Consider the following 12,624-nt stretch of genomic DNA (forward strand, 5'->3'; position numbering starts at 1 on the left):
CAATCCGCCGTCCCCGTTATTGAGGTTCACCTTAACTTGAAATTCTTAATTCGACTGATGTAACCCTTATATAAGGACTAAGTGTCTATAGAAAGCTCGTAAATAGGGTAATGGTTCAGAAACATCTCTTCACGCAGATAAAAGTAATGCTGATTCCAAGTATAAATCGAGTAAAGATTATAAAAAAATTAGTACCAAGTACTAAGACTTAGTGCTATAATGGTAAAAAACAAGTGAGGTGACTACCGGTATGAAGCATCAATCAAAGGCAACCATCACGGCAATGGGGACGTATGTACCGGATCGAATATTAACGAATGCTGATCTGGAGAAATTAGTCGAGACAAGTGACGAATGGATTGTGCAACGTACAGGCATGAGAGAACGGCGAATTGCAGCTGAAGATCAATTTGTATCTGACCTGGCTACGAAGGCTGTAGAAGATATGATACGTCGTTATGATGTAAGTGTAGAAGATGTGGATATGATCCTTGTGGCTACAAGTACACCTGAATATGCTTTCCCAAGTACGGCATCCAGAGTACAGGCTAATCTTAAGATCCCACACACGGGCGTACTGGATTTAAATGCTGCATGCGCAGGTTTTACCTACGGACTACAGCTAGCCGACAGTCTGGTGACCAGTGGAATGTACCGCAAAGTACTGGTTATTGGAGCAGAGACATTATCCAAAATTACAGATTACACAGACCGCACGACTTGTGTCCTGTTTGGTGATGGAGCGGGGGCCTTCTTGGTGGAGAAATCATCGGGTGCTGAAGGTGACTTTATGGCAGCCATATCAGGTACACATGGAGAAGGCGGTGTACATCTCTATAAGAGTGGCTTGTCTTCTGAGATGAATGGTGTGCCTTTACAGGGTGAGGGATGCCTTGTTCAGAATGGGCGAGAGATTTATAAGTGGGCTGTACGGACGATCCCAGAGCAATTGGATAAGCTGATAACGAAAGCTGAATTAAGCCCTGACCAGATTGACTGGTTTGTCCCGCATAGTGCCAATATGAGAATGATTGAGGCTGTTTGCGAACGTGGTCCGGTTCCTTTGGAACGAACCTTAACCAGTGTGGAGTATCGTGGGAACACATCTGCTGCTTCCATTCCGCTTGCTTTACAGCTTGCAGTGGATGAAGGGAAATTGAAAGAAGGACAGAGCGTAGCTCTCTTTGGCTTTGGTGGTGGTCTGACGTACGCAGGTCTGGTGCTGAAATGGGGCGTGCCTGACAAGGTTCAGGAATGAGTAACAAACGACGGTATGCAACACAAAAATAAATAGAGAAAAAAAAGAGACCACCCAAACTTCATGCAGTCATGAAGAGGGTGGTCTCTTTAGTAGGTTAACTCGTTTCAAAAAAAGTGATATGATTGCATCTATTTTTTGTGTTAACTGGAATTACTTAATCCCATAAATATTTTACGGCGTAAGCTTAGGCGCTTGGCGGTGATGTGTACCTTGTTCGTAGCTGTAAGCCAGCTTGATCAAGGTTCCTTCATCAAAGGCACGACCCAGGAATTCCATGCCTACAGGCAAACCATCGGTTGTGAAACCAGCAGGGACCGTGATCGCCGGGAAGCCGGAGAATGGACTCAATCGGTTGTTACCACCGGAGTTTTGTCCTTCGCCAATAACACCAGCGGCTTGTGTGGACGTAGGATAGATGATGGCATCCAGATTATTATCTGCCATTACTTTCAGCAAGGACTCACGTGTAACTTGGGTACGTTTCAGGACGATGTCCTTATATTCCGTAGTCTCGAGGGTTTGGCGTGCATCTCGAGTCTTCATGGATTGTTCTTGTGACTTATCAAACTCTCCGGAAGCAATGATCTCGGACAGACTGTGATATGGAGCATCTGCACCCAATGACTCCAGATAGTCATTCAGCTGGAACTTGAATTCATATCCACTAAGGCTTGGGTATTTGTTGATCTCAGCCAAGTTCGGGATAGAAATTGGAACTGCGGTAGCGCCAAGTGACTTCAGTTCTTCTACAGCTTTGTTGATGACGTCAGCAACGGCTTTTTCTTCAGCTTTGGTACTTGGAATGAGTTCTGTGGCCACACCGATGCGTGCACCTTTCAGTCCGTTTACATCCAAGAAGTCTGTATAGCTGGAAGGGATTTTTCCAACCGCGTAAGCTGTAGCGACATCTTTCTTGTCATAGCCGGCTGTAGCATCGAGCATGATTGCGGCATCACTTACGGTACGAGCCATAGGTCCACCGACATCCTGTGTCAAAGCCAATGGGATAATGCCTTCACGGCTGGACAGTCCGATGGTTGGGCGGATACCCACAAGGCTGTTGAAGCTGGAAGGGATTCGGATCGAACCGCCAGTGTCTGTACCCATGCCGGCTGCGGCAAAGTTAGATGCAATGGCAGCACCTGTTCCGCCGCTTGAGCCACCTGGATAGTGGTCCAGAGCGTATGGGTTCAATGTTTGTCCGCCCAATGAGCTGGATGTTGTGATGCCAAATGCGAATTCATGCAGGTTTGTTTTGCCCAAAATAATAGCGCCAGCTGCTTTGAGTTTCTTCACTTGTTCAGCATCGTGAGCAGGGACTGAATCTTTCAGACAGATACAGCCTGCGGTTGTCGGCATATCGTTGGTATCGAAATTGTCTTTCATCAGAATCGGAACGCCATGCAGAGGTCCACGAGCACCTTGAGCTGCACGTTCTTCATCCAATTGCTCCGCAATTTGGAGTGCATCCGGGTTCAGGGTTAATACCGCGTTGATGCTTACACCTTGATCATCGTATTTTTCAATGCGGTCCAGATATTTCTGAACCAGTTCTTTTGATGTCAGTTTTCCTTGCGTCATTGCGGCCTGGAGATCCATAATGGTTGCTTCCTCCAGGACAAACGGTTTTATGTAGTTATAAATGCGGTCTTTCAGTATGGAGAGGTCATTCTCGGTAAGTACAGCGTTTGGAAGGAAGAGTGATTCCGTATAGCCTTTCATCAATCCGGCAGTGTTCAATGCACCAACAGCACCTGCGAAAGTGGCTTCATCAGGAACATCCTTGAATGATTCGGTAGTCGAATCCAGCTTGAGCCATTGTTGCAGGGCGACCGCAGCATCTTTACGTTGTACGGTTGTGCCGGAGAGCTTGTCCATGGTAAAAGGAACACCTGCAAGTGTAGCCGCTTCTTCCATGGCCTGAACAAATGCTGCCGGAGTAACAGGCGCTTTGCCTTTAGATACCGCAGCAACTGTTGTTTTACTCGTGGGCGTTGCCGTTGCGGCTGATGCCGAAGGCACCGTTCCTCCCCATGTTGTGGCAACAACAGCTCCTGCCAGTAACAAAGCCCCACTTTTTTTCAATACAGATCCATGATAAGTCATGCATCCACGCTCCCTTCCTGTGTCTCATTGATGTGTGTAGCAGCGATTCTGTTTCTATGCTTTTGACACATTGTATAGTTATGTTAGGTAATCTTACAAGGTTTATATTTATCCAAAAAAACGTATACATCAATACTTTACAGTGTTAATACTTATTCATGCTTCTGTTTACATGTGCTAAGAAAAACTATTACACATTTTTGTGTTAACAAATATAACACGAATTCGATATATTGATTAAACATGAGGTTACAGGATGCGAGTGGAGTAAGAAGTAGAGATGACAGAGCATACCTTTAGTGTGAAATGATATAATGAAAAGATAGGAATGAAAGAGACATAACGTTCTACCAGAGAGGAAGAGATATGAAGTGAAGACATTGGTACTCGCAGAAAAACCGTCTGTAGCACGCGAAATAGCCAGAGTTATGGGGGCGCGTGATAAACATAAAAGTTATATGGAAGGCCCGAAATATATCGTTACCTGGGCGCTTGGACATCTGGTTGGATTAGCTGAACCGGAGGATTACGACAAGAAGTATGCAACATGGAATCTGGAGGACCTGCCAATTCTGCCAGAGCGTACGAAACTGAAGGTACTTAAAGAGACCAACCATCAATATAAAGCCGTGCAGCAGTTGATGAAGCGTCAGGATGTTGGCGAGCTGGTCATTGCGACGGATGCAGCACGTGAGGGAGAATTGCTAGCCCGTTGGATCATGCAGATGGCGGGGTGGAAAAAACCTTTTAAACGCCTGTGGATTTCATCCCAGACAGATAAGGCGATCAAAGACGGATTTGCTTCGCTGAAGCCAGGCAGTCAGTTCGACCGTCTCTATGAATCTGCACGTTGCCGGGCGGAGGCCGACTGGATGATTGGACTTAACGTGACCCGTGCGTTAACCGTTCGTTTCAATGCGCAGTTGTCTGCTGGACGGGTACAAACCCCGACATTAGGCATGATTATGGACAGGGAAAATGAAATTAACGGTTTCCGCTCACAGGAGTATGAGACGTTAACGGCAGATTTGGGTGGTTTTCAGGCTGTGTGGCGAGCGGCTGGAGGAGATTCGCGAATCTTCAACCCTCAAGAAACTCAGGAATTAAAGAAACGGGTAGATGGACGCAAGGGCACGATTGCCCAAGTGAAGAAAAGCGAGAAGGTGGAGCCACATCCACTGGCATATGACCTGACGGAACTGCAACGGGATGCCAACCGGAAATATGGTTTCTCTGCAAAGCAAACATCAAATGTCCTGCAACGTCTGTATGAACAGCACAAGCTCGTAACGTACCCACGTACGGACAGCCGATACCTGACTTCGGATATGACAGCTACATTGAAAGAACGTCTGGACAGTGTAGCCATTGGACCTTATGCGTCTTTGGCACGTCCTTTGCTGCGCAAAAATCTGAATATCACCAAACGTATTGTGGATGATAGCAAGGTGACTGATCACCATGCAATTATCCCTACGGAGCAAACGGTGCTTCTGAATCAATTGAACCCGGAGGAACGCAAATTGTACGATCTGATCGTACGTCGTTTTATCAGCCTATTTTATCCGGCAGCGAAGTACGATTCGGTTGCGATCACGGTTCAAGTGGGGGACGATTCCTTCCATGTCAAAGGTACAACAGTAAAAGAAAGTGGATGGCGTGAAGTATACGGCGGCGATTACAGCGATGATGACGATGACCGTGTGGATGATGCAGCAGACCATGAGCGTGCGCTTTTGCCAGATGTGCAGCAAGGACAGTCCGTGACGGTTCAGCGTTGCCATATTAAAAGTGGACGGACGATGCCTCCCAAACGGTATACCGAAGCCGCTTTGCTTTCCCAGATGGAAAAGCATGGTCTTGGCACTCCGGCTACACGGGCGGATATTATCGAGAAGCTGGTCAGTTCCGACACAATAGATCGTCAAGGCAACAGCATGCATCCAACCGGCAAAGGGAAACAGTTGATTGAACTGGCTGCCCCGCAGCTTCGTACACCGGATCTGACTGCTCGCTGGGAGGCTGAGTTGGAGCGAATTGCCCGTGGGCAAGGGAAACCGGGACCGTTCCTGGATGGTATTCGTTCAATGGCCAAAGAGCTGGTGTCTACGGTAAAAGGCAGCAAAGCAGAGTACAAGCCACATAATGTGTCCAATAGCCATTGCCCGGACTGTAACGCACGATTACTGGAGAAGAAGGGCAAGCGCGGTAAATTCCTTGTATGTCCTACCGAGGACTGTGGATATCGTCGTTCGGCAGAGAAGAGACTGTCCAACCGACGTTGTGCCCAGTGCCACAAAAAGATGGAAATCAAAGAAGGTAAGGCGGGGTTATATGTACAATGTCTTCCTTGTGGTATTACAGAAACATTGGATAAGGACAAACAGCATGTGAACAAACGCGATCAGCAAAAGCTGGTGAAACAGTATGCTAAGCAGGAGTCCATCGGTTCCAATCTGGGTGAACTGCTGAAGGCGGCTATGGAGAAAAAGGGAGAGTAACATGCTTGAGGGTAGTTGAGGTAATACTTCGTGCGGTACGAGCTATGCGAATGATGTACTCATTTACTCCAAAGGGACTGATTATAACTTTTCTCTACTCATCTATGTGAAGTCGTATAAGATCCTCCGTTTTCAGGCAACGTAAGCCAAGGAGGTGATACCTATATGCCGCATAACAAACCAGAGAAAATCCATAACCAGCAAAACAAAGACAGTATTCGGGAAGAGAGTATCGCTGTGCGCCCGGACAAAGCAGCCAAAAGAGCACCAAGCCTGAACGGAATTCCAAAACAGGAGTCCTAAGTCAGAGTGAGGTAGCGTTTATGCACCAATTTCCGGTTCCCTACCCGGTGCGTTGAACATGTCTCGAATGAGGACTATAATGGAGACAGGGAGATGTCCCGGGACAGGGGGATCGCTAGAATTATATGCAAACCGGACTTATATTGTGGTTTTTATTTATTAATGTAGTTGGTTATCTGGTGATGTCGGATGATAAGAGGCGTGCACAACAGCGTCGTGACCGTACACCCGAACGGACGTTATTCTTGCTTGCGTTTATTGGCGGTGCTTTGGGAGTCTGGATCGCGATGTATCGGAAAAGGCATAAGACCAAACATCCCAGCTTCACCATTGGTATTCCGTTGTTGTTGTTCCTGAATGCGGTAATCTATGGTTACTTTATTCAATGAATACATGGAACACATGCGTAACCGTTCATAGTAGGGTTTCATATGTAAATTCATTCGTATAAATGGTTCATTGTGGCTGCGGAACGTTTAAGGAGTTATATGGTTCTGTTAGTTAATTACATGTCAGACCGAAGCTTGCTTCGCGTGCTCTACATATAAAGGAAGGGACGGGATTCACATGTTATTTTCCAAAATATTAGTGGCTTATGATGGTTCCAAAGCTTCAAATAAAGCACTTGATCGTGCGATTGAGCTAGCGAAAGTGTCCCCAAATGCAGTACTGGATGTCATTCATGCTTTTGATTTCCCGCGTGTATTCATCGGTGAGGGGTTGGCTCCACTGCCACCTTCACTTAATAATGACTACTACAATCTGGCGGTGCAGACAACAGATGAAGCGAAAGAGCGAATTCAGGCTGCTGGTGTAACGGCCAATGTGGATCTGATTCAAGGAGCGGCTGCGGAAGTGTTGCTTGATTTTGCCAAAGAAAATGATTCTGATATCATTATTATTGGTAGCCGCGGACTCGGTGGAATTCGGGAATTTGTCCTGGGTAGTGTCAGTCACAATGTGGTGCAGCATGCTCAGGTTCCAGTACTGATCGTAAAATAATGGATGAAGTGTGTACGCACTGAAAAGCAGGAAGCCGGTTGTCTTCGAGAGATTGAAGAGGAGCCGGCTTTCTTTTATGGGATGAAATGGATGGCTAACCGAATTTAATGAAGCAATTCCCGAACATTATATTTGTCAATATGTTAAATGTTCGTCTTTAAGTTGACATTAGCTGTAGGGGATTGTTAGAATGTTAGATGTGTCGATCAGGTAAGAATAAGGTCGAGTAGGAACGAAATGTGTAATAAGAGATTACCAAAATGAACGAAGATAGTTTGATAGATATTTGCTCGTATAACGCCGGGAATAGGGCCCGGAAGTATCTACCCGGGAACCGTAAATTTCCGGACTACGAGGAGATACGGCTGAGAGTCGCATGCAACCAGATGCGGACAGCAAGCCCCCTTTTGGCATGCCCAAATGAGGGATACGTATTTCTTGGAGTCCGGTGTCCGGAGAAAATGTGATGTTTTCGCGGGTAGCGGATTTTTTCATTTCACACGTAAAATGAATTCATTAATACCAGATGTAATCAAAAAAGCTCAGACGGGAGTTGGATGTATTCATGTCACTGCAAGTCGCTGTAATTATGGGCAGCAAGTCGGATTGGGAAACGATGAAACATGCGTGCGAGGTGCTGGACGAGCTGGAGATTGGGTATGAGAAAAAGGTGGTCTCCGCCCATCGTACACCGGATTTGATGTTTGAATACGCAGAGCAAGCAATTGATCGAGGATTCAAGGTGATCATTGCAGGGGCAGGCGGGGCAGCACATCTACCCGGTATGGTTGCCGCCAAAACGATGCTTCCAGTCATTGGCGTACCGGTTCAATCCAAAGCATTGAACGGTCTCGATTCCTTGTTGTCCATTGTTCAGATGCCTGGTGGTATTCCCGTCGCAACTGTGGCGATTGGCAAGGCAGGGGCAACCAATGCAGGATTGCTGGCAGCTCAAATGATCGGTGCTTTTGACCCGGATGTCCAACGTCGCTCTGAAGCTCGCCGAGAGCGCATCAAACAAGAAGTACTCGAAAGCAGTGAAGAACTATGAGTAGTACAGGGAACCAATCCGGTATAGCAGGTGAGTTGAAAAATGTCCTGCTGCCCGGGAAAACAACCATCGGCATTCTTGGAGGCGGACAGCTCGGACGTATGATGACGCTCGCAGGAACGGCAATGGGGTATCGATTCGTTACTCTTGATCCCGCTGCGGATGCACCTTGTGGTCAAGTTGCTCGTCAGATTGAAGCTGGTTATGACGATGCCAAAGCTGCACTTGAACTGGCTCGGCAATGCGATGTCATTACGTATGAGTTCGAAAATGTGGATGCAGAAGTCGCTGGGCTGCTCGAGCGTGAGTCTTACGTTCCGCAAGGAAGTGCGTTACTGTACACCACACAACATCGGTTGCGTGAAAAACGAGCAATTGAAGCTGCTGGAGTAAGAGTTGCGCCTTATCGTGAGATCACGAGTGCGGATACGATGCTTGCTGCTGTAAGCGAACTTGGAGTGCCATGTGTACTGAAGACGGTGACTGGAGGCTACGATGGCAAAGGCCAGCGTGTAATTTGGGAAGCGAGTGAGGCGGTTGCCGCATATGAAGAGCTTGCAGCTACAGGTGCGGAACTGGTGCTGGAACAATTCATCAAGTTTGCATGCGAGATATCGGTCGTTGTAGCGCGTAGTACAAATGGGGAGATCAAAACGTTCCCGCCAGCGGAGAACATTCATGTGAATAACATTTTGCATGCTTCAATTGTACCGGCTAGAGTTGCCGCAGACATCCAGATTGAAGCGCAAAAGTTGGCAGCAGCGGTGGCAGAATCAATGAAGGCTGTTGGATTACTTGCTGTGGAACTGTTTGTAGCGGCGGATGGAAGACTGTACGTCAACGAACTGGCGCCAAGACCACATAATTCCGGTCACTATACGATGGAAGCTTGTGCGACTTCCCAGTTCGAACAACATATCCGTGCGATCTGCGGATTACCACTTGGGGACACTTCGTTATTAAGTCCGGTTGTTATGGTCAATGTGCTTGGGGAACATCTGGAAGGCATTATCGCCAGAACAGGGCAACCTGATGCAGAAGCGATAGAGCTCGGTGTGATTCCCAAGCTTCACATATATGGTAAAACCGAAGCGAAAACAGGACGTAAGATGGGGCATGTGAATCTGCTCTGTCAGGATGTTGAAGAAGGATTGCAATGGATTGAACAAACTAATCTCTGGAGGAATACAAATTCATGATTGAACGTTATAGCAGACCCGAAATGAGAGCCATCTGGACCGAAGAGAACAAATTCCAATCGTGGCTGGAAGTTGAAATTTGTGCATGTGAGGCGTGGGCCGAACTGGGTGTTATCCCTAAGGAAGAAGCAGCATTGCTTCGTCAGAACGCATCTTTTGACATCGATCGCATCTATGAGATTGAAAAGGAAACACGTCATGACGTTATCGCATTTACACGTACAGTATCTGAAAGTCTGGGTGCGGAGCGGAAATGGGTGCACTACGGACTGACTTCCACAGATGTCGTGGATACGGCTCTGGGTTATGTACTGCGTCAAGCGAATGAGATTCTGGAAAAGGATATCGTAAATTTCATTGAAATTCTTCGTGAAAAAGCACTGGCTTATCAGCACACACCAATGATGGGACGTACGCACGGGGTGCATGCGGAGCCAACGACATTTGGACTGAAAATGGCATTGTGGCATGAAGAGATGAAACGGAACCTTGAGCGTTTCCGTCATGCAGCAGACAATGTACAATACGGAAAAATCTCAGGCGCAGTAGGAACGTACGCGAACATCGATCCGTTTGTCGAAGAGTTTGTATGCGAGAAGTTGGGCACGAAACCTGCGCCGATCTCGACTCAAACATTGCAACGTGACCGTCACGCGGAATATATGGCTACACTGGCGTTAATCGCAACATCCCTGGACAAGTTCGCTACAGAGGTACGTGCACTGCAGAAGAGTGAGTTCCGTGAAGTGGAAGAAGCTTTTGCTAAAGGTCAAAAAGGATCTTCAGCAATGCCGCACAAGCGTAATCCAATTGGTAGTGAAAACATCTCCGGTCTGTCCCGCGTCATTCGCGGACATATGGTATCGGCATACGAGAACGTAACGCTCTGGCATGAACGCGACATCTCGCACTCTTCCGTGGAACGTATCATTCTGCCAGATGCAACGATGCTGCTGAACTACATGCTGAACCGTTTTGGCAACATCGTGAAGAACCTGACGGTATTCCCTGAGAACATGAAACGCAACATGGAGCGCACCTACGGGGTACCATTCTCCGGTCGCATCATGACAAAGCTGATCGACAAAGGTTTCAGCCGCGAGCAAGCATACGATACCGTTCAACCACGTGCGATGCAAGCATGGGAAGAACAACGTCAGTTCCAGGATATCGTGAAATCCACACCGGAAATCACGGAAGTACTGAACGAAGAGGAAATCGCAGATGCGTTCAACCCGTCATGGCATCTGAAGCACGTAGACACCATCTTCAAAAAGCTCGGTCTGAACGACTAATATATAACTTCCATAAGGCTATAGCACAGAATGATGGTTCAGCGCTTGAACGCAGAGGACAGAAATAAGCTGAAGAAGCAAAGCGTTCGCCTTTATCCCCGGATTTTCACTTTGAAAAAGTGGTATCAAAAAATCTGGGGATAACAGCGATCGGAAGATTGTTCTGTCATCGGAGTGGAGTCCGCACCATCAGGATTCTGATCTTAGCCTTACATCTCCTGAAAGAAGGTGAGCCCATGGCACTGTCCACTGCGGCAGATCTCGTTAAAGCACCTCTGTTATATAAAGGAAAAGTACGTGAATTGTACGATCTGGGTGAACATTTTCTAATCGTGGTTACCGACCGAATCTCGGCATTTGATTATGTGCTGGACCCGGCAGTTCCCGAGAAAGGAAACGTACTGAACAAACTCAGCAGCTTCTGGTTTGAACTGACAGGTAGCATGATGGACAATCACGTGGTTCATACCGATGTGAATCAACTGGGTGACCTGATCACAGACCCTGAATTGCTCAAAGACCGCATCATGGTAACCCGCAAAGCAGAACGCATTGATATTGAATGTGTCGTGCGTGGATACATCACTGGTGGTGGATGGAGACAGTACGAAACGAGCGGTGAAGTGAATGGCATTAAACTGCCTGAAGGACTGCGCAAGAACGCCAAGCTCGAAGTTCCCATCTTCACCCCGGCTGCCAAAAATGATGTAGGGCACGACGAGGACATCTCAATGGATCGCATGAAAGAACTGGTGGGAGACGGACTTGCAATGGAGCTTCAGGAAAAAAGCTTACGCCTGTACGAATTCGCCCGTGATTACTGTGATCAGCGTGGCATCATTCTCGCAGACTGCAAATTCGAGTTCGGCATCGTGGATGGCAAGGTCATCCTGATTGACGAAATCTTCACCCCAGATGCTTCACGTTTCTGGGCCAAAGAGAATTATGAACTAGACATCGAGATCGACAGCATGGATAAAGAGCCAGTGCGCACCTATCTCGCTGGAACCGATTGGGACAAGAACAGCAAACCTGATCCACTCCCACAAGCGGTAGTTGAAGCAACAACCGCAAGATACGTCGATATTTATAACCGTTTAACGAAATAATAAAGTTTAACGTTTGAGCGGGCTACAGGAAAGTTTGGCTTTCGATCGCTGTTGCCCCGGAATGTTTTGATTGGAATCCCTTTTTTCAAAAGGAAACATTCCGGTTGCAAAGGCGAACGCTTACGCTTCTCCAGCTCAAATCTTTCCCTCCGCCAGTGACAAACTGGGGGATGAGGCAATTAAGACCAAAGACTTCTATTAAACAGGAAGTCTACAAATATAAAAATAATAAGGTTACTAAAGTAACTTAAAGACCATTCATTGTTTTCACGTAATGGTCAGTCTCGACCATTACACACCGTGCAACGTAAAGGTTTAGGCCTTTAAAAAACGTCGCATGGACTAGCGGAGGGGCGGAATTGTTCTTAAAGGAGCGATAGCGTTCGCCTTTGTCCTCGGGTTTTGACCGCATAGCGGTTCAAAACAATCAAAAAACCTGGGGACAACAAGCGACCGGAAGAACAATCCGCCCCGGAGCAAGCACCAAAAGTAACTTTTTTAACAGCGTAAAGCATTTATCCCGTTCATTACTGAGGAGGAACATAAGGATCATGATCAAAGCAACCGTATATGTCACTATTAAGCAAAGCGTACTCGACCCGCAAGGCGTAGCTGTTCAAGGAGCCCTGCATTCAATGGGATTCAATGAAGTGGAAAGTGTACGGATCGGTAAAGTCATGGAATTGAACCTGGATACAACAGATCGTGCGGAAGCGGAGAAACGATTGAAAGTCATGTGTGAAAAGCTGCTGGCCAACACCGTTGTTGAAGATTACCGCTACGAATTGGAGGGTTAA

Annotated in this window: 11 protein-coding genes and 1 riboswitch; of the genes, 10 read left to right on the top strand and 1 reads right to left on the bottom strand. The window is 47.1% G+C overall.

The window, feature by feature from the left end; all coding sequences use genetic code 11:
- The first annotated feature begins 250 nt into the window (after positions 1 to 250).
- Positions 251 to 1,258 (top strand): ketoacyl-ACP synthase III, encoded by a 1,008-nt coding sequence (locus MHI14_RS30710; protein WP_339312102.1) that lies wholly within the window; start codon positions 251 to 253, stop codon positions 1,256 to 1,258.
- Positions 1,259 to 1,432: 174 nt separating this feature from the next.
- Here the strand turns inward: MHI14_RS30710 and MHI14_RS30715 are convergent, their stop codons facing one another.
- Complete coding sequence (locus MHI14_RS30715) at positions 1,433 to 3,367, bottom strand: amidase family protein (protein WP_341131998.1); 1,935 nt, start codon at positions 3,365 to 3,367, stop codon at positions 1,433 to 1,435.
- Positions 3,368 to 3,738: 371 nt separating this feature from the next.
- Between MHI14_RS30715 and MHI14_RS30720 the strand changes: the two genes are divergently transcribed.
- The 9 genes from MHI14_RS30720 to purS all read left to right on the top strand — a co-directional run bounded on the left by MHI14_RS30720 (position 3,739) and on the right by purS (position 12,624).
- Positions 3,739 to 5,868, top strand: a complete 2,130-nt coding sequence (locus tag MHI14_RS30720; protein WP_341131999.1) for a DNA topoisomerase III — start codon at positions 3,739 to 3,741, stop codon at positions 5,866 to 5,868.
- A 165-nt stretch (positions 5,869 to 6,033) separates the two neighbouring features.
- Entirely contained in the window at positions 6,034 to 6,171 is a 138-nt protein-coding gene (locus tag MHI14_RS30725; RefSeq protein ID WP_017690703.1) for a hypothetical protein, read from the top strand.
- Positions 6,172 to 6,296: 125 nt separating this feature from the next.
- A complete protein-coding gene (locus tag MHI14_RS30730) occupies positions 6,297 to 6,560 on the top strand; it encodes a DUF1294 domain-containing protein (protein WP_017690702.1) in 264 nt (87 codons plus the stop codon).
- A gap of 178 nt (positions 6,561 to 6,738) precedes the next feature.
- Entirely contained in the window at positions 6,739 to 7,173 is a 435-nt protein-coding gene (locus MHI14_RS30735) for a universal stress protein (RefSeq protein WP_047840488.1), read from the top strand.
- Between the two features lie 270 nt (positions 7,174 to 7,443).
- A riboswitch (purine riboswitch) is annotated at positions 7,444 to 7,545 on the top strand.
- A 193-nt stretch (positions 7,546 to 7,738) separates the two neighbouring features.
- On the top strand, positions 7,739 to 8,224 hold the full coding sequence (gene purE / locus MHI14_RS30740; RefSeq protein WP_017690699.1) for a 5-(carboxyamino)imidazole ribonucleotide mutase: 486 nt from the start codon (positions 7,739 to 7,741) through the stop codon (positions 8,222 to 8,224).
- Positions 8,221 to 9,423 carry a 5-(carboxyamino)imidazole ribonucleotide synthase gene (purK, locus tag MHI14_RS30745; RefSeq protein ID WP_341132000.1) on the top strand — a complete coding sequence of 401 codons (1,203 nt, stop codon included), beginning with the start codon at positions 8,221 to 8,223 and terminating at the stop codon, positions 9,421 to 9,423. The genes purE and purK overlap by 4 nt, the downstream gene beginning before the upstream one ends.
- Positions 9,420 to 10,718, top strand: coding sequence for an adenylosuccinate lyase (purB, locus tag MHI14_RS30750; protein ID WP_036668399.1), 1,299 nt, complete (start codon positions 9,420 to 9,422; stop codon positions 10,716 to 10,718). Before purK ends, purB begins: the two co-directional genes overlap by 4 nt.
- 236 nt (positions 10,719 to 10,954) lie before the next feature.
- Entirely contained in the window at positions 10,955 to 11,827 is an 873-nt protein-coding gene (locus MHI14_RS30755) for a phosphoribosylaminoimidazolesuccinocarboxamide synthase (protein WP_091038777.1), read from the top strand.
- 551 nt (positions 11,828 to 12,378) lie between these two features.
- A complete protein-coding gene (gene purS / locus MHI14_RS30760; RefSeq protein ID WP_017690695.1) occupies positions 12,379 to 12,624 on the top strand; it encodes a phosphoribosylformylglycinamidine synthase subunit PurS in 246 nt (81 codons plus the stop codon).

It is taken from the genome of Paenibacillus sp. FSL K6-2393 (assembly GCF_038002545.1).
Taxonomy (GTDB): Bacteria; Bacillota; Bacilli; order Paenibacillales; family Paenibacillaceae; genus Paenibacillus.